This is a genomic window from Streptomyces sp. NPDC051136 (assembly GCF_044455745.1).
In the GTDB taxonomy this organism is placed as follows: domain Bacteria; phylum Actinomycetota; class Actinomycetes; order Streptomycetales; family Streptomycetaceae; genus Streptomyces.
The window spans coordinates 118,766-140,964 of sequence record NZ_JBITFE010000016.1 but is presented as its reverse complement, the minus strand read 5'-3'; the positions used below and the strand labels follow the sequence as shown (position 1 = coordinate 140,964).

The following is a 22,199-nucleotide window of genomic DNA, read 5'->3' as shown; positions in this document are numbered from 1 at the left end:
GTCGGGCTCGGGCGCCGCTTCCTACCGTGGAGTCAACACCCCGTCACGCACCGTGAAAAGCGGAGGTACCCCTCTGTGACCGAGTCCCGTGTGCCGCGCCGGCGACGCTTCGTCGTCTGCGAACCCCGACACTTCGCCGTGCAGTACGCGATCAACCCGTGGATGAGCACCGGCCGGCCCGTCGACGTCATCCGCGCACTCGACCAGTGGCAGGCGCTGGTCGACACCTACCGTGCCCACGGACACACCGTGGACGTCGTCGCCCCGGTCCCCGGCCTGCCCGACATGGTCTTCGCCGCGAACTGCGCGGTCGTGGTCGGGGGCCGGGTCTTCGGTTCCCGCTTCCACGCGCCGGAGCGGCGCCCCGAGTCGGTGCCCTTCGAGGCGTGGTTCAAGACGGAGGGCTTCGAGGTCCACCATCCCGAGTCGGTCTGCGAGGGCGAGGGCGACCTGGTCCCGGCCGGGCGTTTCATCCTGGCCGGCACCGGGTTCCGCACGACCCGGGACGCGCACCGCGAGGTGCAGGAGTTCTTCGGCGTGCCGGTGATCTCGCTGACCCTGGTGGACCCGTACTTCTACCACCTGGACACGGCCCTGTTCGTGCTGGACGACGGCACGGAGGGGGACGGCGCAGCCGGGGCGGGCGGCGGGAACATCGCCTACTACCCGGGCGCCTTCTCCCCCGGCAGTCGCGAGGTGCTGGAGCGGCTCTACCCGGACGCGGTGCTCGCCACCCGCGAGGACGCGCTGGCGTTCGGGCTCAACTCCGTGTCCGACGGACGGCACGTGTTCATCGCTCCGGAGGCCGGGGGGCTGGCCGAGCGGCTCTCGGGTCTCGGCTACGTGCCGGTCCCCGTCGACCTGTCCGAGTTCCACAAGGCCGGTGGCGGCATCAAGTGCTGCACCCAGGAGATCCGGGAGACCCGCTCATGACCGCACCCGCCCGCGCCACCCGCGGTTCCGCGGAGCTGATCCGCGCCGAGGAGCCCGTCCTCGCGCACAACTACCACCCGCTGCCCGTCGTGGTGGCCCGCGCCGAGGGCGCCTGGGTGGAGGACGTGGAGGGCCGCCGCTACCTGGACATGCTGGCCGGCTACTCGGCGCTCAACTTCGGGCACCGCCACCCGGCGCTGATCGAGGCCGCGCACCGCCAGCTGGACCGGCTGACGCTCACCTCGCGCGCCTTCCACCACGACCGGCTGGCGGGCTTCGCCGAGCGGCTGGCCGCACTGACCGGCACGGACATGGTGCTGCCGATGAACACCGGCGCGGAAGCGGTGGAGAGCGGCATCAAGGTCGCCCGCAAGTGGGCCTACGACGTCAAGGGCGTCCCGGCCGACCGGGCGACGATCGTGGTCGCCGCGGACAACTTCCACGGCCGTACGACGACGATCGTCGGCTTCTCCACCGACGAGACGGCCCGCTCCGGATTCGGGCCCTTCACCCCCGGCTTCCGGATCGTCCCGTACAACGACCTGGCGGCGATGGAGGCGGCGGTCGACGAGACGACGGCGGCCGTGCTGATCGAGCCGATCCAGGGCGAGGCGGGGGTGCTGATCCCGGACGACGGCTACCTGGCGGGCGTGCGGGAGCTGACCCGGCGCAGGGGCTGCCTGTTCGTCGCGGACGAGATCCAGTCGGGTCTGGGCCGCACGGGGCACACCCTGGCCGTCGAGCACGAGTCGGTGGTGCCGGACGTGGTGCTGCTCGGCAAGGCGCTCGGCGGCGGCATCGTCCCGGTGTCGGCGGTGGTCGGCCGCCGCGAGGTGCTGGGCGTGCTGCATCCCGGCGAGCACGGTTCGACGTTCGGCGGCAATCCGCTGGCCGCCGCGGTGGGCACGGCGGTGGTGGAGCTGCTGGAGACCGGCGAGTTCCAGCGCCGCGCGGCCGAGCTGGGCGCGGCGCTGCGCGAGGGCCTGGCCGCTCTGGTCGGCAAGGGCGTCGTCGGCTTCCGGGCCCGCGGCCTGTGGGCGGGCGTGGACGTGGACCCGGCCCTGGGCACCGGACGCGAGATCAGTGAGCGGCTGATGCGTGAGGGCATCCTCGTCAAGGACACCCACGGCTCCACGATCCGCCTCGCCCCGCCGCTGACCGTCACGGCCGGGGAGCTGTCGGGCGCCCTCGGGACGCTGGAGAAGGTCCTGACGTCCTGACCACGCCCGCAGGGCGTTCACCGAGCGGCTCGGCGTCCCTCGTCGAGCCGCTCCACGTGGGTGACGTTGTCGCGGTCCTCGGCGTCCTCGCTGGGCCCGGCCGCGAACCAGGCGTCGAGGATCTCCCGCAGCAGCGGCCCGGACGTCAGCCGCAGGCCGAGCGCGAGCACGTTGGCGTCGTTCCAGCGGCGCGCCCCGTCCGCGGTGTACGCGTCGGTGCACAGGGCCGCGCGGACGCCCGGGACCTTGTTGGCGGCGATGGACGCGCCGGTGCCGGTCCAGCAGCACACCACGGCCTGGTCGGCCCGCCCCTCGGCGACCTCGCGCGCCGCCCGCTCGGAGCACGTCGCCCACCGGGCGTCCGCCCCCGGGCTCAGCGCGCCGTACGTCCGCACGTCGTGTCCGCGACCGCGCAGCTCCTCGACGAGGAGCCGGGCGACGGGTTCGTCCATGTCGGAGGAGACGCAGATACGCATGTGCGCAGCGTACTCACCGTCCGCTCACCTCATCGGCCCAGTCACATGACCGAAGTCACGACCATACCCAGCATGATCGGGGGAACGGGTACGAGCCGAGAGACGTACGACCCAGCAGGCTCCGTCCGGAGTGTCTGCGTGTGGAAAGGGAGGCTGCCACGTCCCCCACCGACAACGGCCCAGAGACCGACGCCGCAGCGGTGCGCCGCCACCCCGCCCTCTTCCGGGCGATCAAGCGTCGGAAGAACCCCCGGCTGCGCCGGTCGGACATCACCGTCACCGACGAGGCCGCGGTCAAGCGAGCCGTGAAGGCCGCCTCTCTCGGCAACGCCATGGAGTGGTTCGACTTCGGCATCTACGCCTACCTGGCGGGCACCATCGGCCGCGTGTTCTTCCCCTCGGGGAGTGACACCGCGCAGCTGCTCTCCTCGTTCGCCACGTTCGCCGTGGCGTTCCTGGTGCGGCCGATCGGCGGCATGGTCTTCGGACCGATGGGCGACAGGATCGGCCGCAAGAAGGTGCTCGCGCTGACCATGATCCTCATGGCGATCGGCACCGCGGCCATCGGGCTCATCCCCAGCTACGCCTCGATCGGCTTCTGGTCCCCGTTGCTGCTGATCCTGTTCCGCCTGCTCCAGGGCTTCTCCACCGGCGGCGAGTACGGCGGCGCCTCCACCTTCATCGCCGAGTACGCGCCCGACAAGCGGCGCGGCTTCTTCGGCAGCTTCCTGGAGCTGGGCACGCTCGCCGGGTACACCGGCGCCGCCGGTCTCGTCACCGCGCTGACGGCGGGGCTAGGCAGCGACACGATGGACGCCTGGGGCTGGCGGATCCCGTTCCTGGTGGCGGCGCCGCTGGGCATCGTGGGTATCTACCTGCGGCTGAAGCTGGACGACACGCCTGCCTTCCTGAAGCTGGAGGACTCCAACGTCCACATCTCGGAGGCGGCGGACGCGGTGGAGACCACCGCGCGGGGCGACCTCGCCAAGATCTTCCGTACGCACTGGCGGTCGCTGGTGCTGTGCATCGCGCTGGTCGGTGCCTACAACATCACCGACTACATGCTGCTGTCGTACATGCCGACGTACCTGTCGGACGAGCTGGACTACAGCGAGAGCCACGGTCTGATGATCCTGGTGGCGACGATGGTGCTGCTGATGCTGATCATCAACCAGGTGGGCCGGCTCTCCGACCGCTTCGGCCGCAAGCCCGTCCTGATGACCGGCATGATCGGCTTCTTCGTGCTGTCCGCCCCGGCCTTCGTCCTGGTCCAGGAGGGCAGTCTGCTCGCGGTCTCGGGCGGCATGCTGATGCTCGGCCTGTCGCTGGTCTGCCTGCTGGGCACGATGTCGGCGGCGCTCCCGGCGATGTTCCCGACCAACGTCCGCTACGGGTCCCTGTCGGTCGGCTACAACCTGTCGGCGTCGATCTTCGGCGGCACCACACCACTGGTGATCACCGCCCTGATCAGCGTGACCGGCTCCGACATGATGCCCGCCTACTACTCGATGGCGGCCGCGCTGGTCGGCGTGGTGGCCGTGGCCTGCATGCGGGAGACGGCCCGGAAGCCGCTGGCGGGCTCCCCGCCGGCGGTGGGGACCGAGGAGGAGGCCGCGGAGATCGTCGAGGCGCAGGCGCCGACGCCGAGGTTCTGACACCGCGGCCGCGAGCGCGCGGGGACGGGGCGGTGGGGTTCGGTCGCGAACCCCACCGCCCCGTCGGCGTGTCAGGCGTGTCCGGGTGTGGGCCGGCGTACGGGTGTCAGAGTCGCTGCCACAGGGCCGGGACGTTCGGGGGCTCCCAGCCGGGGTAGGCGGTGTGGCCCTGGACGCACCGGTAACGGACGCCGGCGTAGGTCACCACGTCACCGGCCGCGTAGGTGGCTCCCAGCTGCCAGGTGGTCTCGCCGCCGCCGTCGCCGGGCACGGTGAGGGTGTACGTGGTGGTGTGCGTGACGGTGCCCGTGCCCGTGAGGGTCAGGGTGTAGGTGCCGCCGGCCGTGCCCGCGGCGACCCGGACGGTGGCGGTGGCGGACTGACCGGAGGTGACGGAGGCGGGGCTGAAGCCCACGCTCACGCCGGTCGGGGCGCCGGTCGCCGACAGCCGTACGGTCTGCGCTTCGCCGCCGGTCGTCGCGGTGTTCACGGTGACCGCCGCGGAGCCGCCCGGATCGATCGTGCCCGAGGACGGGTTCACGGAGAGGGAGAAGTCGTCCCGCGGGTTCGGTGCGTCACCGACGGCGGTCTTCCAGATGGTGTACGCGATGCCGTCGGCGCTGCGGTTCAGCGCGGTGGCGCTGATGTTGGCGGTGGTGTCGCAGGCGGAGTGGTAGCACGGGTCGTAGGAACGGCCGGCGGTGCCGCCCCACTTGGCCGCCTCCGAGGCGGACTTGGTCGCGGAGGCGCCGGTGGCGTAGCCGGAGGTGGGGATGCCGACCTGCTGGAAGGAGTAGTCGTCGGAACGGCCCTGGCCCTCGACGTTCTCCTGCGGGGCCAGGCCGAGGGAGGTCCAGTACTCCCGCATCGGGGCGGAGGCTGCCGAGGTCAGGTTGTTGATGAAGTAGCCGCCGTTGACGGAGGCGACCATGTCGAAGTTGTAGTACGCCTTGATCCTGGCGCGCTCGGTCGAGGTGAGGTTCCGGGCGTAGAAGTCGGAGCCGTTGAGGCCCTGTTCCTCGTCGGTCCACCAGGCGAAGCGGACCCGGTTCTTCATGGTGGGGTTCTGCTTCGCCAGGGTGAGCGCGGTCTCCAGGAGCGCGGCGGAACCGGAGCCGTTGTCGTTGATGCCGGGACCGGCCGCGACGCCGTCGAGGTGGGCGCCGAACATGTAGACGCTGTTCGCGTCGCCCTTGGGCCACTCGGCGACGAGGTTGTCGCCGGCGCCCGCGGCGCAGCCGGAGGTGCAGGTCTGCTCGGTGACGGTGTAGCCGGCCGCCTGGAGCCTGCCCTTCACATACGCGAGGGAGGCGTCGTACCCGGTGCCCGTGGACCGGCGGTTGCCGCCGTTCTGAGCGGCGATCGAGTTGAACTGCGCGAGGTGGGCCTGCACTTGGGCGACGTCGACATCGGGCGGTGTGCCCGGGCCGGTGCCGCCGCCGACGGTGAGGGTGTACTGCGCGGTGTGGCTCCTGCTGCCCGCCGTGCCCTTGACGGTGATCGAGTAGGTCCCGGCGGCGGTGCCGGAGGTCGTGGTCACGCGCATCGTCGAGCTGGATCCGGAGGTGACCGTCGAGGGGCTGAAGGTGACGCCGACGCCGGGCGGCGTGCCGGTGGCCGTCAGCGCCACCTGCTGGGCGCCGCCGGCGACGGTGCCGGTGTCGACCCTGGCCTCGGCCGCGGAGCCGGCCTCGACGCTTCCGCTCGCGGGGCTCAGGACCAGCGAGAAGTCGGTCTCCTGCCGGGTGCAGGTCGGGTCGCCGCCCTGTGCCGGGACGGCGACCGCGGTCCAGGCCGCCTTGGTGGCGTCGAACAGGTCGCAGGAGGCGTCCAGGTTCTTGGCCGCGGTGAGGGTGGCGGTGCGGTACCGCTTGTAGGTCATGCCGCTGGTCTTGAGGAGCATCCCGCCGTAGAAGATCTTTCCGGCGTTCCGGATGCCGACGCCGGTCACCTGGCTGCCGTCGCAGGTGGGGCTGGCGGGCTTGCCGCCGCCGGGGCTGGAGCCCTCGGCGAGGAGGTAGAACCAGTGGTTCATGGGGCCTGCGGCCGCGTGTTCCTCGGTGTTCGGGATGGAGGCGGAGTAGCAGGAGGGGTCGTTGTTGACCAGCCGCGGGTTGTACATGTTGCGGATCGGGCCGCGGCCCTGGAGGTCGATCTCCTCGCCGACGGTGTAGTCGGGGGTGTCGTAGGGCGCCGGCTGGTTCGCGTAGGCCTCGGTCAGCGCGCCCATGATGTCGCCGGTGGCCTCGCCCAGGCCGCTCTCGTGGTTGGCGCCGCCGGGGGTGTTGCTGTCCAGGCCGTGGCCGAACTCGTGGCCCACCACGTCCATGCCGGCGATCCACTTGCCGGCGCTGTTGTGGCCGATGGTGACCCGTGAGCCGTCCCAGTAGGCGTTGAGCTGGTCGAGGCCGACGAGGACCGGCCAGCTGCCGCCGTTGCCGTTGTGGCCGTTACGACCGAGCCAGTCGCGGAGCATGTCGGACTCCTTCTGCGCCGCGTACATGACGTCGACGCAGCCGGTCTCCCGACTGGAGGCGCTGCCGGTGCCCCAGTCGTCGTCCGGGCCGGTGAACAGGCCGCCGTTGTAGTCCGAGCACTGGAGGCCGGGGCGGGTGGTGTCGCGCAGGGCGTACTGGCTGCCGGAGCGCGAGGTGTCGATGGCCAGCGGGTCCGGGCCGTTCCACTCGCTGTGTCCGGTGCCGGCCTTCACCTCGTCGTAGCTGTCGACGACCTTGCCGGTGCGGGCGTCGACGAAGACGTGCAGTCTGCTGGGCACGTGCTCCTCGGTGGAGCCGACGAGCACGGTCTCCCAGGCCAGGGTCTGCACGTCGTCCTCGATGCGGACCACCAGCCGTGCGGAGCCGGCCTCGTCGACATCGGCGAGCAGCTTGCGGCTGGTCCGCACCGCCTGCTCGGCCTTGATCCGGGCCTCGACCGGTACCGCGACGGCGGCCTCGGTGGCCGACTGGACGGCGCGCACCCGGCCCTTGCCGTCGGCGAGGACGACGGCGTCGCCGCCGACCACCGGCAGCCCGTGGTAGGTGCGTTCGTAGGCGACGGAGAACAGGTCCTCGCCCCAGGGGGTGACCTGGTGACGGTCGTACTGCTCGTCGGGGCCGCCGGCGGCGAGGGCGTCGAGGCCGCTGCGGACGGCCCGGTCGGCCGCGGCGACGGCCTTCTCGACGGGGGCGGGTTCCGCCGCGGAGGGCGCGGACCGCTCCGAGGCCGAGGCGAGGGAGGTCGGTACCACCACCCCTGCGAGCGTCATGGCCAGGACTGTCCCGGCCACCGCGGTCTGTCTGAGCATCGTGGCTCCTTGTGAGAGTGGGGAGGCGCCTGTCGGGCCGGCCCGGGCCGTGACCTGCCGGTCGCGCTCCCCGGGGTGCGGGAGCGCGTCCTACGGATGTCCGTTGCATGTCATGTCGCGGGCTGGCGGAACCCTCACACCCCGCCGCGGCGGAGGCAACGGCTCCGCGAGGGTGGTACGGACCTGTCAAAAACCGGCAAGCGGCGGTGCGCCCCGCGAGCGGCCCGCCCCTGCGAAACCGCGGTCCGCGCCGCTCACTCCCCCGCGTCCAGCAGTCGCCTGCGGTACTCCCGGACCTCCGGCAGGTCGGCCCACTTCCCGGTGAGCCGGCTGTGCAGTCCGCGCAGTTCGGCGGTGACCATCGACTCGCGCGAGCGCACGGCCTCCGGCAGGACCTCCGAGGCGAGGGCGACGGCGGCGCCGGGGTCGCCGGCACACGCCCAGCTGTCCGCCAGCCGCAGGGTGAGCAGCAGCCGCGCGCCCCGCATCTGGGGCGGCACCTGCGCCCGTGAGCGTGCGGTGGCGTCGACCGCGCGCCTGGCCGCGGCCCGGTCCCCGGTCGCCACGGCGAGGTCGCGCAGAGCGCCGCCGATCGCCGAGTCGACCCGCATCGCGCCCTCCGCCCCGGCCATCCAGGGCGCTTCCAGGAGGTCCCGCGGGCCTAGGCGGGCGAACCCCCGGCGGGCCAGGGTGATGTGACGGCGGCACTGCGCCGCGTCGCCCGCCAGGGCGTGGCCGCGCGCCTGGTAGAGGTCCGACAGGGTGGCCGTCCACCGGCGCCGCCCGTCCACGGCGCCGATGCCCTGCGCGTACCCGAGCATCGACGAGGGGTCCCCGTCGAGCCGGACCAGGGTGCACATGTCGCTGAGCAGCGTGGCGCGGGCCGGGGCGTCCTGGACGGCGTCCGCCCAGCGCAGTCCGTGGCCGAACCAGGCCATCGCCACGCCGGTCTGCCCGCGTTCCATCCGCAACCGTCCGGCGACCTGCGCGTACTGCGCGCCGAGCCGCAATTGCCCGTACGGCAGCCGTCCGGCGGAGTTGACCTCACCGGCCCAGCGGGCCAGGGCGCGCAGCAGTCCCTCGACGGCCGTCACGCGGCCCCCGTACCGGAAGGCCTCGCGGATGAGACAGGCGAGGACGGCGGTGAGGCCGTGCAGCAACTCCGCCTCGGCCACCGTCGCCCGGACACGGCCCACGCCCGGTTCGGATACCGCGCCCCATTCCGTGCCCGCGCCCCGACCCGTGCCCATGCCCCGCCCCGTGCCCGTGGCCCACCCCGGGCCCGGGCCGCCCGCCGGACCGGGCTCGCCGAGCAGTCCCGGCAACTCCCCCGGACCGGGCACCGCGCATCCCGCGGTGCCGTGCAGCGGACACACCAGGCCCTCGGCGGGCAGCCGCGCGGGCCACATCGCGGGGTCCGGAGTCTCCCGGCCGCCGGGGTCGTCCGCGCCGGGCAGCGGCGCGAACAGTGCCGGATCCGCCGGAAACCGGCCCGGTCGCCTCGGCACCTCGTGCGGCGCGGCGACGATCGCGGCCAGCCGGCCGCCGGTCTCCAGTACCGCGTCGAGCCGGCTCACGAGGCCCGCGGGCGGCTCGCGCAGACCCGCCTCCAGTTTGCTCACGGCCGAGTGGTGGTAGCCGACCCGCAGGCCGAGTTGCAGCTGGGTCAACCCGGCCGCCCTGCGAAGGGAGCGCAACTGCCGCCCGAACTCCGCCCACGAGGTCCCCGCCGTCCGCGCCGGTCCACCGCTCATCCGCCCTCCCGCGGTCGCGCCCCGCAGCGGTCCGCGCGCGCGGCCCGGGCGGCGCGCGCGTTCCGCCACCGGACAGCACAGAGGACGGGGTGCACGGCGTCAATCGAGTTGACCGAAGAGCGGCCGAACCGGTCCCGTCCGGTTCCGGCGTGGCCGGGCTACGATCGATCACCGGTCACGGACGGCCGGCCGGGAGCCCGGAGAACTGGGAGACACACCGTGTTCTACTACGTGCTCAAGTACGTACTGCTGGGTCCGCTGCTGAGGGTCGTCTTCCGCCCCCGCATCGAGGGCCTAAACCATGTGCCGGGGTCGGGTGCGGCCATCGTCGCGGGCAACCACCTCTCCTTCTCGGACCACTTCCTCATGCCCGCCGTGCTCAAGCGCCGCATCACCTTCCTCGCCAAGGCCGAGTACTTCACGGGGCCGGGCCTCAAGGGCAGGCTGACCGCGTTCTTCTTCCGCAGCGCGGGACAGATCCCCGTCGACCGCTCCGGCAAGGAGGCGGGGAAGGCCGCGATCCGCGAGGGGCTCGGGGTGCTGAGCCGGGGCGAGTTGCTCGGCATCTACCCGGAGGGCACCCGCTCGCACGACGGCCGGCTCTACAAGGGCAAGGTCGGTGTCGCGGTGATGGCCATCAGGGCCGGGGTGCCGGTCGTGCCCTGCGCGATGATCGGCACCTTCGAGGCGCAGCCGCCGGGCCGCAAGATCCCGAAGCTGCACCCGGTGGTGATCCGCTTCGGCGAGCCCCTCGACTTCTCCCGCTACGCGGGCATGGAGGGTGAGAAGGCCGTGCTGCGCGCCGTCACCGACGAGATCGTCTACGCGATCCTCACGCTGTCCGGGCAGGAGTACGTCGACCGCTACGCGGCGGACGTGAAGGCGGAGGAGGCCGCGAAGGCGGCCCAGGGCCGACGGTTCCCCCGGCTGCCGCACCGGTAGGCGCCGCGAGCCGTGGCCACGGCGGCTCCCTCGCGGTGGCCCCTCGCGGTCGCCTCCTCTGCCGTCGGCAGAGGTCGTGGCCGGGCGGGCCGCGGTGCGCCTACGGTCGTCGCATGACACATGCGGTGGTGGTCGGGGCGACGGGGCAGATCGGACGGGCGGCGGTCGACGCGCTGGCCCGGGACGGCTGGGAGGTGACGGCCGTCTCGCGCGGCGGCGAGCGGGACGCGTGCTGGCCCGAGGACGTACGGGTGGCGCGGGCCGACCGGGAGGACGACGCGGCACTGTCGGCCGCGGTGGGCGAGGGCTGCGACGTCCTGGTGGACATGGTGGCCTACGGGGAGCCGCACGCACGGCAGTTGGTCTCGCTCGCCGGGCGGGTGGGCTCGGCTGTGGTGATCTCCAGCGTGTCGGTCTACGAGGACGACAAGGGCCGCGGCTTCGACACCCAGGCGGAGCCCGACGGCTTCCCCGAGTATCCGGTGCCGGTCCCCGAGACGCAGCGCACCGTCTCTCCGGGCGGCGCCTCGTACAGCACCCGCAAGGTGGCGCTGGAGCGCGAACTCCTCGCGGCCGGGGACCGGTTGCCGGTGACCCTCCTGCGGGCGGGCGCGATCCACGGGCCGCACTGCCGGAGCCCTCGCGAGCTGTACTTCGTCAAGCGCAACCTCGACGGCAGGCGCCGGCGCGTGCTCGCGTACGGCGGGGCGAGCCGCTTCCACCCGGCGAGCGTGCGCAACATCGCCGAGCTGATCCGGCTGGCCGCCGCCCGGCCGGGCACGCGCGTCCTGAACGCGGTGGACCCGGACGCTCCGACGGTGGCGGAGATCGCGGCGGCGATCGACGCGGTGATGGGCGTCGAGGTGCGGGACGTGCTGGTGGACGGGCCGCCGCCGGTGGACGGTGTGGGCGGGACCCCGTGGAGCACACCGTCGCCGGTGGTGTGCGACATGAGCGCGGCGCGGGAGCAGTTGGGCTACCGCCCGGTGGTGCGCTACGCCGAGAGCCTGCCGGAGACGGTGGCCTTCCTTGAGGAGCGGCTGGCCGGCCGGGACTGGCGGGAGGCGTACCCGAAGATGTTCACGGCGTACGGCGACCTCTTCGACTACGCGGCGGAGGACGCCTGGCTGGCGGGCCGGTCCGGCTGAGCACCGGACATGGCGAAGGGGGCGGCCGGTGCGACCGGCCGCCCCCTCTCGCGTGGGCCGTGTTACGGCTTGGGCGTGGCGTGCGGCGCGCAGGTCACGTCGCGGCCGTCCACCTTGCCGGTGAGCAGGTAGGTGTCCACGCGGTCGTTGACGCACGGGTTGACCAGCCCGGTGACGCCGTGCGAGCCGGCGTCCCGCTCGGTGATCAGGCGCGAGCCCTTGAACCGCTGGTGCAGTTCGACGGCACCGTCGTACGGGGTGGCCGCGTCCCGCTCCGACTGGACGATCAGCACCGGGGGAAGTCCCTTGCCGGTCTTCACGTCCGGCGGGGTCTGCTGCTTGACCGGCCAGGTGGCGCACGGCAGGTTCATCCAGGCGTTGGCCCAGGTCATGAACGGGTGGTCGCGGTGCAGCCGGGTGTTGTCCCGGTCCCAGGTCTTCCAGTCGGTGGGCCACTTGGCGTCGGTGCACTCGACGGCCGTGTAGACGGCGTTGCCGTTCTCCGCGGAGGCGTTGCCCGCGGTGTCGGACAGGTCGGGTGCCGCGGCGTCGACGAGGGCCTGGGTGTCACCGGCGACGTACTTGCTGAAGGTCTCCGCGGTCGGCGCCCAGGCGGAGTCGTAGTACGGGGCGCTCTGGAAGAAGGAGATCAGCTCCGCCGGACCGACGACGCCGCCCAGCGGCTCCTTCGCGGCCGCGGCGCGCAGCTTCAGCCACTGGTCCTGGACCTCGGCGCGGGTGTCGCCGAGGTGGTAGGTGGCGTCGTTCGCGGCCACCCAGTCCTGCCAGTCCTTCCAGCGGCCCTCGAAGGCGACGTCCTGGTCGAGGTTGGCCTGGTACCAGATCTTGTCGCGGGACGGGTTGACGACGCTGTCGACGACCATGCGGCGGACGTGGTCCGGGAAGAGGGTGCCGTAGACGGCGCCGAGGTAGGTGCCGTAGGAGACGCCGAGGTAGTTGAGCTTCTTCTCACCGAGTGCGGCGCGGACGACGTCGAGGTCGCGCGCGGTGTTCGGCGTGGTCATGTGCGGCAGCATCTCGCCGCTGCGCTCGAAGCAGCCCTCGGCGTACTCGCGGGCCAGCTTGCGCTGGGCGAGCTTGTCCGCCTCGGAGCCGGGCACGGGGTCCGCCTTGGGCGCCTTGACGAACTCCTGCGGGTCGGCGCAGGAGATGGGCGCGGAGTGGCCGACGCCGCGCGGGTCGAACCCGACGAAGTCGTAGGCCTCGGCGGTCTTGGCCCACACCGCGTTCTTGGCGGTGACGCGGGCCGGGAAGCGCAGACCGGAGCCGCCGGGGCCGCCGGGGTTGTAGATGAGGGCGCCCTGGCGCGCGCTCTGGCCCCCGGTGTTGCCGATGCGGTCGACCGCGATCTTGATCTGCTTGCCGAACGGCTTGGCGTAGTCCAGCGGCACCGTGACGTAGCCGCACTGGATGGGCTTGGGCAGGTTCCAGTCGGCGGCGCAGTCCTGCCAGTCGATGCCGGCCCGGGCGGCGAGGGCCGCGGCGATGGCGACACCGCGTGCCTCCCGGTCCCGGCCCCGCGCGTGGCCGTGCCCGTCGGCCGGGGTGGCGCTCGCGGCGGGTGCCGAGACGGCGCCGGCTATCAGCGTGGCCGTGACCAGCGCTCCGGCCGAGCCGATCGCGGTCGCCCTCCGCCGCATGCTGCTCTTCCTCAAGTGGCCCTCCCCGTACGTGTTCGCGACAAGTACGGGGATCCTCGCGGCTGTGGGATTCCTGAGAACAGAGGTGGTGCTACTTCTTTACCAATCCGATAAACGGAGAAACGCGTTCGATCGGCGGACCCGTCGGCCGGCCCGCGCCGGGAGCCTCAGTCCAGTGAGGCCAGCGCCCCGTCCAGCAGCCGCCGCAGCCGCAGCGCGTCCGGTGCCACCGCGCTGACCAGGGCGGCGGGCCCGGCGAGCGGCATAACGGCCGCCCCCTCCTCGTACACCCGGGAGGTCGGTGGCGTATCGGCGAACTCCGGCCGCACGACGACCAGTTGGCCGACCGCGCGGTGCCCGGCCAGCCCGGCGGGCCCGTCCCAGCCGCCCGGCGCACCGGGCCCGCAGGCCAGCTCCTGGTCGAGGACGCACCGGCCGTCGATCCGTACGGTCAGACGGCTGGTGAGGCGGCCGGGTTCCTCACCGGACCGTCCGAGCACCTGCTCCTCGCGCAGCAGCAGCCGCGCCCCGGCGGCGAGGTCGGCCGTCGTGGTGACGGCCAGGTCGCTGCCGTCGGCGCAGATCAGCTGTTCCGGCAGCCAGCACAGCTCGGCGTCGTCGTCCACGGTGAGCCGGACGTCGTAGCGGGCGCCGGTCTTGTCCTGTCCGGGCAGCGCGAGCGTGGCGGCGGCCGACCCGACCCGCAACCGGGCTCCCTGGGCCGCGTGGACCGCCACCTCGAACCGGTCGCCGCCGAGCGGCCCGCTCATCGCGCCGACCAGCATCACCAGGGCCTCGGCACCGCTCCCCCGGGTCCGCCGCACGGCCAGGGGCCCCTCCCCCTCCAGCACCGGCAGCGCGGTGCCGCCCCGTCCGTCGCCGCGGGCGAGGAGGCGGGCGCGGGCCCGGACGCCGCCCGGTGCGGTGGTCACGCGGTCCACGCGGCGATCCGCTCCCGCACCCAGTCGGCGACCTCCCGGACCCCGTCCTCGCCGCGCAGCGACTGCAGGACGACGGGGAGTTCGCCGCGGGCCGCCTCGGCGTCGGCGGCCATCCGCGCGAGATCGGAGCCGACGTAGGGCGCGAGGTCCGTCTTGTTCACGATCAGCAGGTCGGCGGTGGCGACCCCGGGCCCGCCCTTGCGCGGGATGTCGTCGCCGCCCGCCACGTCGATCACGAACACCTGCGCGTCGACGAGCCCCCTGGAGAAGGTGGCGGTGAGATTGTCCCCACCGGACTCCACCAGCACCAGGTCGAGCGGCCCGACCTCGTCCTCCAGGTCCTCGACGGCCTCCAGGTTGGCGGAGATGTCGTCCCGGATCGCGGTGTGCGGGCAGGCGCCGGTCTCCACGGCGGTGATCCGCTCGGGCGGCAGCACCGCCTCGCGGAGCAGGAACTCGGCGTCCTCCCGGGTGTAGATGTCGTTGGTCACCACGGCGAGGGACAACTCCTCCCGCAGCGCCCGGCACAGCGCGGCGACGGTGGCGGTCTTCCCGGACCCGACGGGCCCGCCGAGACCGATCCGCAGCGCGCGACGGGTCCCGTCGGGCCGCCGGGCGTCGGCGGAGACGGCGGCGGGGGTTTCGAGGTGGTGGTCAAGGTGCATGAACGGCTCCTGTCGAAGTCGGGTCGGCCCTCCAGCCCGTCCGGCGCTCAAGGGCGAGGCCCTCCAGGCGAGTGGGGTCAGGACCGAGTGGGGTCCAGGCAGAGGGGAGTCAGGACCGAGTGGGGTCCAGGCAGAGGGGAGTCAGGGGGCAGACCTCCCTGACGGGGTCGAAGGGACGGGGCCCCTGGGGTCGGGAACCGGAAGGGGCGGCGGGGGCGATCCCGCCTACGAGGCGAACAACCGCACCGGCCAGGCGGCATGCGCCTCCGCCCCGATCTCCAGCAACGGCGCGGACCGCGCGGGCAGCAGGCCGACCCCGTCGGTCACCACTCGTTCCGCCACCTCCACGGCGTCCGCGGCGATCCGGTCCACCTCGCCCGTGAGCCGCGCCAGCACTCCCGTCGCGTCGAACGGATCGAGGCCGAGCAGCCGCACGACGGCCGTCGCGGGCCCGCTCACCCCCTCGTAGAGGGAGCAGTACGCCGCGTCCAGCGCCCCCAGACCGGCCGCGCGCGCGGCCAGCCCCAGCACCACGGGTTGATGGGCCCCCTTGGGGAACGCCGAGGCCAGCGCGTCCAGTTCGGGACTCGGCCAGGTCGAGCGGGCGGCCCGGGTCAGCTGCCGCCCCAGTCTGCGCGCCGCCACCCGCAGGGCGGGCGACGGGGTGCGGGCGTCGGCGGCCCGGTCGAGTGCGCCGGGGTCGGCACCGAGCGCGGCGGCCGCGGCCACGCAGGCCGCGACCACTCCGCTGGTGTGCAACCGCCCCCGGCAGAACGCCTCCAGGCTCGCGGCGTCGGTGACGCGGCCCGCCCGGACGGCGGCCTCCGCCCCGCCGGAGTGCGCGTGCCCTCCGGCGGGGAAGCGGCCGTCGGCGAGGACGAGCAGTGCTGCGCGGCTCATCCGGGCGCTCAGAAGAGGAAGTACCGCTGGGCCAGCGGCAACTCGTCGACGGGAGCGGGTTCGACGAGTTCACCGTCGATGGTCACCGCGAAGGAGTCCGCGGCGACCTCCACGCGGGGCAGCGCGTCGTTCTGCCGCATGTCGGCCTTGGTACGCCCGCGGGTGGACCGGATGGGCACGAACTCCCGTCCCAGTCCCAGCCGCCCGGGCAACCCGTCCGCGACGGCCTGCTCGGAGACGAAGTTGACCGAGTTGGTGGCGGGTGCGGCCCCCAGCGCCCCGAACATCGGGCGCGGCAGGACCGGTTGCGGGGTGGGGATGGAGGCGTTGGCGTCGCCCATCTGCGCGTACGCGATCTGACCGCCCTTGATGACCAGCTGCGGCTTCACCCCGAAGAAGCGGGGGTCCCAGAGCACCAGGTCGGCGAGCTTGCCGGTCTCCACCGAACCGACCTCGTGCTCGATGCCCTGGGCGACGGCCGGGTTGATGGTGTACTTGGCGACATAGCGACGTGCGCGCAGGTTGTCGGCACGGGTGTCACCGGGCAGGAAGCCGCGCCGCCGCTTCATCACGTGCGCGGTCTGCCAGGTGCGCAGGATCACCTCGCCGATGCGGCCCATGGCCTGGGCGTCCGACGACATGATGGAGATCGCCCCCATGTCGTGCAGGATGTCCTCGGCCGCGATGGTGCTGGGCCGGATCCGGGACTCGGCGAAGGCCAGGTCCTCGGGGACGGCCGGGTTGAGGTGGTGGCAGACCATCAGCATGTCGAGGTGCTCCTCGACGGTGTTGACGGTGTGCGGCCGGGTCGGATTGGTCGACGCCGGCAGCATGTTGGGGAGCGACACCGCGGTGATCATGTCGGGTGCGTGCCCGCCGCCGGCGCCCTCGACGTGGAAGGCGTGCAGGGTGCGGCCCGCGACCGCGTCGAAGGTGTCACCGACGAAGCCGGACTCGTTCAGGGTGTCCGTGTGGACGGCGAGCTGGACGCCGGACTCCTCGCAGACGTCCAGGCAGGCGGAGATGACGGCGGGGGTCGCGCCCCAGTCCTCGTGGATCTTGAAGCCGAGGACGCCGGCGCGCAGCTGGTCGCGCATCGACTCCTTCGACATGGTGCTGCCCTTGCCGAGGAAGCCGATGTTGACGGGGCTCGACTCCATCGCGGCGAACATCCAGGCGAGGTGCCGGGCCCCGGGCGTCACGGTGGTCGCCTTGCTGCCCTCGGCCGGGCCGGTGCCCCCGCCGATGAGGGTGGTGATGCCGGACGCCAGCGCCTCGTCGACGGCGTTCGGCGCGATGAAGTGGACGTGGGTGTCGATGCCGCCCGCGGTGACGATCTTGCCGTTGCCCGCGATGACCTCGGTCTCCGGGCCGATGACCAGGTCGGGGTGGACGCCGTCCATGGTGTCCGGGTTGCCGGCCTTGCCGATGCCGGTGATCCGTCCGTCGCGCATGCCGATGTCGGCCTTGACCACACCCCAGTGGTCGATGATCAGGGCTCCGGTGATCACGGTGTCGGGGGCGCCCTCGGCGCGGGTGGTGCGCCCCTGGCCCATGGACTCGCGCAGCACCTTGCCGCCGCCGAAGACGGCTTCGTCCCCGGAGCGGCCGGGACCGCCCGAGCGGTCCTCCTCGATCTCGACCAGGAGGTCGGTGTCGGCGAGGCGGATCCGGTCGCCGGTGGTCGGGCCGAACAGGTCGGCGTAGGCGGGCCGGGACAGTTCAGGCATCGAGGGCACCTCCGGTCGCGCCGCGCAGACCCACGACGACACGGGCGCCCGCGAGGGGAATCAGCTGCACGTCGACGGGAATGCCGGGCTCGAACCGGACGGCGGTGCCGGCGGCGATGTCCAGCCGCCTGCCGTGCGCCACGGCGCGGTCGAACTCGAGACCGGGGTTGACCTCGGCGAAGTGGTAGTGGGAGCCGACCTGAACGGGCCGGTCGGCGGTGTTGAGCACGGTCGTGCGGACGGCTTCCCGGCCTTCGTTGAAGGCGACCGGGCCGTCGGCGAAAAGGATCTCTCCGGGGATCACGGCTGCGGCCCCGTCAGATGATCGGCTCGTGGACGGTGACCAGCTTGGTGCCGTCGGGGAAGGTGGCCTCGACCTGCACGTCGTGGATCATCTCGGGGACGCCCTCCATGACCTCGTCGCGCTGGATCAGCTTGCGCCCGGAGGACATGAGTTCGCCGACGCCGCGCCCGTCCCGGGCGCCTTCGAGGATGTGCGCGGTGATCAGCGCGACGACCTCGGGATGATTGAGCTTGACGCCTCGTGCGCGGCGCTTCTCCGCCACGTCCGCCGCCACATGGATGAGCAGTCTCTCCTGCTCGTGCGGGGTCAGTTGCATGTACCACCTCACAGGGCATGACGCCGGGACCGAACGGTCCGGCTGCCGCGGCCACCGCGACGGTTCTAGATGTAACACACAGGAACAGGCTGGAATTAACCTACCGCTACATGGAAAACCGCAGGTGGATCGGGGTGCAGACTAGGGCTAGAGTGTTACGGCCACATGACCCGGTTTTGACCGATTGATTACCAGTGCCATCGGCTTGCTTCCGCATGCCCGCGCCCGGGACGGGTTCCGGTCCCTCGGCACGGTCCGGACGGCCCCAGGCCGAAACGGACCAAACGGCTTACCCCCCTTCGGCGTAGGAACGCCTCCGATCGGCGACCGGCCGAAGTTGCGCCGTCCGGCGTCCGGCCGGGGCGGAACCGCGCTCCGCCGCTGGTCCCGGGGCCGCCGCCGCGCTCGGCACTGTCCGCGACACGGGGCGGCAACCCGAACGGACGAGCGCCACGTAACAACACAAAGGGCACGTTCCGTTGGGAATTCCCCTCGGGGCGGGACAAGATCCGTGACTGACGACAAGACCCCGCCGCAGCGGCGGGGCGGTCCGGGCGGACGCCGAGTCCTGCCGCCGTCCGGACGACCGGTCGCAACGGAAGTGGATCGGCAGGAGTGGAGGACCCGAGCACGACGGGTCGCCGGCACGGCCGTCCTCGCGAGAGGCACCGGGCCGAGCGGTCCTTGGGGTGAAGCCGCACTCGTGCGGCCGGGCAACTTCGCCAGCCCGAATCCGACAGGTCATCCTTCACAGGCGGCTGACGAAGGGTTGCGCATGTCCGCGCTCAATCGTGTCCCGTCGCTGATGGCTCGTGCCGGTACGGCCTCGGCTCTCACCCTCGCCGCCGTGGGCGGTTCCGTCGTGGTCCCCGGTGTCGCCTCGGAGGCGGCCGCGGCGAGCCATGCGACGAAAGCCCTCAAGATCGCGGCCTCGAAGAAGGGCTCCCCGTACCATTGGGGGGCCATCGGTCCGCACCGGTTCGACTGCTCCGGCCTGACGCTGTACTCGTTCAAGAAGGCCGGGAAGAAGCTGCCGCGCACCGCGGCCCAGCAGTACAACAAGACCCGCCATGTCTCCGCCGCCAAACGCAAGGTCGGCGACCTGGTGTTCTTCCACTCCGGACCGAGCGTCTACCACGTCGGCATCTACGCCGGCAAAGGCAGACTCTGGCACGCCCCGAAGACCGGGGACGTGGTACGCCTGCAGAAGATCTGGACCTCAAGCGTCTGGTACGGCCGGGTCAAGTAGTCCGCCCGCGGGAGTGACGGCGTTCTGCCCCGCCGTCACTCCCGCGGGTGCGCCCGTACCGTCGGGGGGAGTCCAGGGCAGTTCGATGGAGACGGTCTTGCCGCCCTCGCGCGTGGGCCGGACCCTCAGGCTGCCGCCGCACTCGGCGGTCAGCCACCGGATGATCACCATGCCCCGCCCGTTGTCCTGCTGCACGGCGGCGGGCAGCCGCTTGGGGAAGCGCGGATGGCTGTCGGTGACACCGACCCGCAGTCGCTCGTCACGGTCGAGGACGAGGTCCACCGTGAAGGTGGGCGACTGCCCGAGCGTGTGCTGGACCGCGTTGGTCGCCAGCTCGGAGACGACGAGGCGGACCGTCTCGGACAGGTCCGCGTCGGGCGGCAGCCCCCATTCCGCCAGGGTGCCGACCGCGTAGGTCCGCGCGGCGGCCACCGAGGCGGGATCGCTCGGCAGAGTGACGGATGCTTCCAGATGGTCTGCCATGGCGACGTCGTCCCTTTCTCACGGGACCGCAGGCCCGACACGGAGGGGGTGGTTCGAGTACGGTCCCGGACTGGTGCTTCGCCGCCAGAGTGCCATCACCAGGCCCGTGAAGGGCGGCGATCCCCCAAGATATGCATATATCTGTCGCTCGAAGCGGTGAACTCTGCGACGGCAGAGCGTATTTGGGCGGCTCATAAGGAGTAAGGGAGTTGTCCCATGCAGCACGGTCCCGTGGTGCGCCGCCGCAAGCTGGGCGCGGAGCTGCGCGCCCTGCGCACGTCGGCGGGCATCACCAGCGGGGAGGCGGCCCGGCTCGCGGGCTGGCACCAGTCGAAGGTCAGCCGGATCGAGACCGGCACGAGCGGTGCGAAACCGGCCGACGTGCGGTTACTCCTGGACGTCTACGGGGTGGACGACGAGCAGTTGCGGGGCCTGCTGGTGATGCTGGCCCGCTCCGAGGACGCGGGCGGCCGCAACCACTGGTGGCACGCCTACCGCGGGGTGCTGCCCCCGACCTATCGCGACTACATCAGCCTGGAGTCGCAGGCCAGCGCGATGCGCACGCTGGAGACCACGGTGGTCCCGGGCCTGCTCCAGACGCCGGAGTACGCGCGCGCAGTGACCCGGGCCGCGGTGGACGGGATGCCGGCGGAGCGGCTGGACGCGCTGGTGGAGGTCCGGCTGGCCCGGCAGGACGTGCTGCGCGGCGAGCCGCCGCTGGAACTGAGCGCGGTCCTCGACGAGGCGGTGCTGCGCCGGGAGGTGGGCGGACCGGAGGTGATGGCGCGTCAGCTGGACAGACTGGTCGAGGCCGCGCGACTGCCCCATGTCCGGCTCCGGGTCCTGCCCTTTGCCGCCGGGGCGCACATCGGTGTCACCGGCCCTTTCGTAATCTTCTCCTTTTCGAGCACTTCTGATCTCGACGTGGTTGTTCTCGACCACTTGACGAGTAGCCTGCATCTCGAACGGAAAGAAGACCTAGAGGCCTACACCGAGGCCTTCAACGCCCTTCTGATCCATGCCCTTTCGCCCGAGGACTCGTTGGACTTCATCGCCGCGACCGCGGCAGGCGCGTAAGGAGGCACCATGTCAGGCTCCATGTCCGCACGTCCCCGGAACATCCCCGTCAGCACCGATCTGCCCGGCGCCCGGTGGCTGCGCAGCAGCTACAGCACCGGCGCGAACAACTGTGTGGAGACGGCCCGTGCGTCGGCCGGCCCCTGGGCCGGGCTGCTGGCCGTACGTGACTCCAAGAGCCCGGCCGGGCCCGCCCTGCTCTTCTCCCCCGAGAGCTGGACGGCGTTCACCACCGGCGTCCACCAGGGCTGACCGCACCGGACGCCGGACGACGCACGGCCGTGTCACGCCGACTCATGGCCGCGCTTCGACGATCACCCGTACAGCGCGTTCGACCTGCTCCGCGGTGAGGTCTCCGCGAGCGGTCAGCCTGAGCCGTGAGATGCCGTCGGGCACCGATGGAGGGCGGAAGCAGCCCACGGACAGGCCGGCCGCCCGGCAATCGGCCGCCCACCGCACGGCCGCCTCCGGGGAGGGCGCGCGCACCGACACGACCGCGGCGTCCGGACGCACCGCGTCCAGCCCCGCGGCGGTCAGGCGCGCGTGCAGTCCGTCGGCGACCGCGCGGGCCCGCCCCGCGCGCTCCGGCTCGCGGCGCAGCAGGGCGAGCGCCGCGAGGGCCGCCCCCGCGGCGGCGGGGGCGAGTCCGGTGTCGAAGATGAACGTGCGGGCCGCGTTGACCAGGTGGTCGATCACCCGGGCGGGGCCGAGCACGGCGCCGCCCTGGGCGCCGAGCGACTTGGACAGCGTGACGGTCACGACGACGTCGTCCCGGCCCGCGAGCCCCGCCCCCTGCGGGGCGCCCCGGCCACCGTCGCCGAGGACGCCGAGGCCGTGGGCGTCGTCGACGACCAGACCGGCGCCGTGCTCCCGGCAGGCGGCGGCGAGTTCGGCCAGCGGCGCGGCGTCGCCGTCGACCGAGAAGACGGTGTCGGAGACGGCCACGGCGGGCCCTGCGTGCTCCGCCAGTGCCTTGCGCACGGCCTGGGGGTCGGCGTGCTCCACGACCCGGGTGGTACCGCGGGCGAGTCGGCAGCCGTCGATCAGGGAGGCGTGGTTGCCCGCGTCGGAGACGACGAGACTGCCGTGCGGTGCCAGCGCGGTGACCGCGGCGAGGTTGGCCGCGTAGCCGGAGGAGAAGACCAGGGCGGCCTCGAACCCGCAGAAATCGGCCAGTTCACGCTCGAGTTCGGTGTGCAGCGCGGTGGTGCCGGTCACGAGCCGCGAGCCGGTGGCGCCGCCGCCCCAGGTCCGCGCGGCCCGCACCGCCCCCTCGACGACCTCGGGGTGGCGGGCCAGCCCCAGGTAGTCGTTGCTCGCCAGGTCCAGCAGCGGCGACGCCGCCGGACGGGGGCGCAGAATCCGTACGAGCCCTGCCTCGCGGCGTACCCGCGCCTGCTCGTCGATCCAGCCGAACGCCATGGGGCGGTCCTCCGGG

The 22,199-nt window shown here is 72.8% G+C and carries 20 protein-coding genes and 1 riboswitch; of the genes, 8 read left to right on the top strand and 12 right to left on the bottom strand.

Annotated elements, in window-relative coordinates; all coding sequences use genetic code 11:
- The first annotated feature begins 75 nt into the window (after positions 1-75).
- Entirely contained in the window at positions 76-933 is an 858-nt protein-coding gene (ddaH, locus tag ACIBCJ_RS34790) for a dimethylargininase (RefSeq protein ID WP_362503350.1), read from the top strand.
- Positions 930-2,153, top strand: coding sequence for an ornithine--oxo-acid transaminase (gene rocD / locus ACIBCJ_RS34785; protein WP_365979718.1), 1,224 nt, complete (start codon positions 930-932; stop codon positions 2,151-2,153). Before ddaH ends, rocD begins: the two co-directional genes overlap by 4 nt.
- Before the next feature lie 17 nt (positions 2,154-2,170).
- On the opposite strand, the gene ACIBCJ_RS34780 is transcribed toward rocD, so the two are convergent.
- Complete coding sequence (locus tag ACIBCJ_RS34780) at positions 2,171-2,629, bottom strand: RpiB/LacA/LacB family sugar-phosphate isomerase (protein WP_365979717.1); 459 nt, start codon at positions 2,627-2,629, stop codon at positions 2,171-2,173.
- 140 nt (positions 2,630-2,769) lie between these two features.
- Between ACIBCJ_RS34780 and proP the strand changes: the two genes are divergently transcribed.
- A complete protein-coding gene (proP, locus tag ACIBCJ_RS34775) occupies positions 2,770-4,284 on the top strand; it encodes a glycine betaine/L-proline transporter ProP (RefSeq protein WP_362096545.1) in 1,515 nt (504 codons plus the stop codon).
- A 106-nt stretch (positions 4,285-4,390) separates the two neighbouring features.
- Here the strand turns inward: proP and ACIBCJ_RS34770 are convergent, their stop codons facing one another.
- Both ACIBCJ_RS34770 and ACIBCJ_RS34765 read right to left on the bottom strand, forming a co-directional pair.
- Complete coding sequence (locus tag ACIBCJ_RS34770; RefSeq protein WP_365979716.1) at positions 4,391-7,591, bottom strand: M20/M25/M40 family metallo-hydrolase; 3,201 nt, start codon at positions 7,589-7,591, stop codon at positions 4,391-4,393.
- 254 nt (positions 7,592-7,845) lie between these two features.
- Complete coding sequence (locus ACIBCJ_RS34765; RefSeq protein WP_365979715.1) at positions 7,846-9,345, bottom strand: helix-turn-helix transcriptional regulator; 1,500 nt, start codon at positions 9,343-9,345, stop codon at positions 7,846-7,848.
- A 219-nt stretch (positions 9,346-9,564) separates the two neighbouring features.
- Here ACIBCJ_RS34765 and ACIBCJ_RS34760 point away from each other — a divergent pair, with 219 nt between their 5' ends.
- On the top strand, positions 9,565-10,287 hold the full coding sequence (locus tag ACIBCJ_RS34760) for a lysophospholipid acyltransferase family protein (protein WP_365979714.1): 723 nt from the start codon (positions 9,565-9,567) through the stop codon (positions 10,285-10,287).
- Positions 10,288-10,400: 113 nt separating this feature from the next.
- The gene (locus tag ACIBCJ_RS34755; RefSeq protein ID WP_365979713.1) at positions 10,401-11,435 is read left to right on the top strand and encodes an NAD(P)-dependent oxidoreductase; all 1,035 of its coding nucleotides are present in this window, start codon (positions 10,401-10,403) and stop codon (positions 11,433-11,435) included.
- Positions 11,436-11,497: 62 nt separating this feature from the next.
- On the opposite strand, the gene ACIBCJ_RS34750 is transcribed toward ACIBCJ_RS34755, so the two are convergent.
- The 7 genes from ACIBCJ_RS34750 to ACIBCJ_RS34720 form a co-directional block, all read right to left on the bottom strand.
- Positions 11,498-13,111: an alpha/beta hydrolase gene (locus tag ACIBCJ_RS34750; protein WP_365979712.1), complete on the bottom strand. Its 1,614-nt coding sequence runs from the start codon at positions 13,109-13,111 to the stop codon at positions 11,498-11,500.
- 152 nt (positions 13,112-13,263) lie between these two features.
- Positions 13,264-14,028, bottom strand: a complete 765-nt coding sequence (locus ACIBCJ_RS34745) for an urease accessory protein UreD (protein ID WP_365979897.1) — start codon at positions 14,026-14,028, stop codon at positions 13,264-13,266.
- Positions 14,025-14,702: an urease accessory protein UreG gene (ureG, locus tag ACIBCJ_RS34740; protein WP_362096562.1), complete on the bottom strand. Its 678-nt coding sequence runs from the start codon at positions 14,700-14,702 to the stop codon at positions 14,025-14,027. The genes ACIBCJ_RS34745 and ureG overlap by 4 nt, the downstream gene beginning before the upstream one ends.
- Positions 14,703-14,927: 225 nt before the next feature.
- On the bottom strand, positions 14,928-15,602 hold the full coding sequence (locus tag ACIBCJ_RS34735; protein ID WP_362096565.1) for an urease accessory UreF family protein: 675 nt from the start codon (positions 15,600-15,602) through the stop codon (positions 14,928-14,930).
- Between the two features lie 8 nt (positions 15,603-15,610).
- The gene (locus ACIBCJ_RS34730) at positions 15,611-17,332 is read right to left on the bottom strand and encodes an urease subunit alpha (RefSeq protein WP_133886920.1); all 1,722 of its coding nucleotides are present in this window, start codon (positions 17,330-17,332) and stop codon (positions 15,611-15,613) included.
- The gene (locus ACIBCJ_RS34725; protein ID WP_365979711.1) at positions 17,325-17,636 is read right to left on the bottom strand and encodes an urease subunit beta; all 312 of its coding nucleotides are present in this window, start codon (positions 17,634-17,636) and stop codon (positions 17,325-17,327) included. Before ACIBCJ_RS34725 ends, ACIBCJ_RS34730 begins: the two co-directional genes overlap by 8 nt.
- Before the next feature lie 13 nt (positions 17,637-17,649).
- Positions 17,650-17,952, bottom strand: a complete 303-nt coding sequence (locus ACIBCJ_RS34720; protein WP_362096572.1) for an urease subunit gamma — start codon at positions 17,950-17,952, stop codon at positions 17,650-17,652.
- Positions 17,953-18,581: 629 nt separating this feature from the next.
- A riboswitch (cyclic di-AMP (ydaO/yuaA leader) is annotated at positions 18,582-18,724 on the top strand.
- 3 nt (positions 18,725-18,727) lie between these two features.
- Between ACIBCJ_RS34720 and ACIBCJ_RS34715 the strand changes: the two genes are divergently transcribed.
- On the top strand, positions 18,728-19,201 hold the full coding sequence (locus tag ACIBCJ_RS34715; protein WP_362096575.1) for a C40 family peptidase: 474 nt from the start codon (positions 18,728-18,730) through the stop codon (positions 19,199-19,201).
- Here ACIBCJ_RS34715 and ACIBCJ_RS34710 read toward each other — a convergent pair.
- Complete coding sequence (locus ACIBCJ_RS34710; protein WP_362096578.1) at positions 19,172-19,684, bottom strand: ATP-binding protein; 513 nt, start codon at positions 19,682-19,684, stop codon at positions 19,172-19,174. The genes ACIBCJ_RS34715 and ACIBCJ_RS34710 overlap by 30 nt on opposite strands.
- 216 nt (positions 19,685-19,900) lie before the next feature.
- Here ACIBCJ_RS34710 and ACIBCJ_RS34705 point away from each other — a divergent pair, with 216 nt between their 5' ends.
- Entirely contained in the window at positions 19,901-20,761 is an 861-nt protein-coding gene (locus ACIBCJ_RS34705) for a helix-turn-helix transcriptional regulator (RefSeq protein WP_362096581.1), read from the top strand.
- 21 nt (positions 20,762-20,782) lie between these two features.
- Entirely contained in the window at positions 20,783-21,013 is a 231-nt protein-coding gene (locus ACIBCJ_RS34700) for a DUF397 domain-containing protein (RefSeq protein ID WP_133887057.1), read from the top strand.
- A gap of 42 nt (positions 21,014-21,055) precedes the next feature.
- On the opposite strand, the gene ACIBCJ_RS34695 is transcribed toward ACIBCJ_RS34700, so the two are convergent.
- A complete protein-coding gene (locus ACIBCJ_RS34695; RefSeq protein WP_362096584.1) occupies positions 21,056-22,183 on the bottom strand; it encodes an 8-amino-7-oxononanoate synthase in 1,128 nt (375 codons plus the stop codon).
- Positions 22,184-22,199: the final 16 nt, after the last annotated feature.

Bases quoted from the DNA above. Each gene is read 5' to 3' on its own strand.
- ACIBCJ_RS34700 (WP_133887057.1), top strand. From the start codon at position 20,783: ATGTCCGCACGTCCCCGGAACATCCCCGTCAGCACCGATCTGCCCGGC.
- ACIBCJ_RS34780 (WP_365979717.1), bottom strand. From the start codon at position 2,629: ATGCGTATCTGCGTCTCCTCCGACATGGACGAACCCGTCGCCCGGCTC.
- rocD (WP_365979718.1), top strand. From the start codon at position 930: ATGACCGCACCCGCCCGCGCCACCCGCGGTTCCGCGGAGCTGATCCGC.
- ACIBCJ_RS34765 (WP_365979715.1), bottom strand. From the start codon at position 9,345: ATGAGCGGTGGACCGGCGCGGACGGCGGGGACCTCGTGGGCGGAGTTC.
- ACIBCJ_RS34770 (WP_365979716.1), bottom strand. From the start codon at position 7,591: ATGCTCAGACAGACCGCGGTGGCCGGGACAGTCCTGGCCATGACGCTC.
- ACIBCJ_RS34730 (WP_133886920.1), bottom strand. From the start codon at position 17,332: ATGCCTGAACTGTCCCGGCCCGCCTACGCCGACCTGTTCGGCCCGACC.
- ACIBCJ_RS34695 (WP_362096584.1), bottom strand. From the start codon at position 22,183: ATGGCGTTCGGCTGGATCGACGAGCAGGCGCGGGTACGCCGCGAGGCA.
- ACIBCJ_RS34720 (WP_362096572.1), bottom strand. From the start codon at position 17,952: ATGCAACTGACCCCGCACGAGCAGGAGAGACTGCTCATCCATGTGGCG.
- ureG (WP_362096562.1), bottom strand. From the start codon at position 14,702: ATGCACCTTGACCACCACCTCGAAACCCCCGCCGCCGTCTCCGCCGAC.
- ACIBCJ_RS34755 (WP_365979713.1), top strand. From the start codon at position 10,401: ATGACACATGCGGTGGTGGTCGGGGCGACGGGGCAGATCGGACGGGCG.
- ACIBCJ_RS34735 (WP_362096565.1), bottom strand. From the start codon at position 15,602: ATGAGCCGCGCAGCACTGCTCGTCCTCGCCGACGGCCGCTTCCCCGCC.
- ACIBCJ_RS34705 (WP_362096581.1), top strand. From the start codon at position 19,901: ATGCAGCACGGTCCCGTGGTGCGCCGCCGCAAGCTGGGCGCGGAGCTG.
- ACIBCJ_RS34710 (WP_362096578.1), bottom strand. From the start codon at position 19,684: ATGGCAGACCATCTGGAAGCATCCGTCACTCTGCCGAGCGATCCCGCC.
- ACIBCJ_RS34715 (WP_362096575.1), top strand. From the start codon at position 18,728: ATGTCCGCGCTCAATCGTGTCCCGTCGCTGATGGCTCGTGCCGGTACG.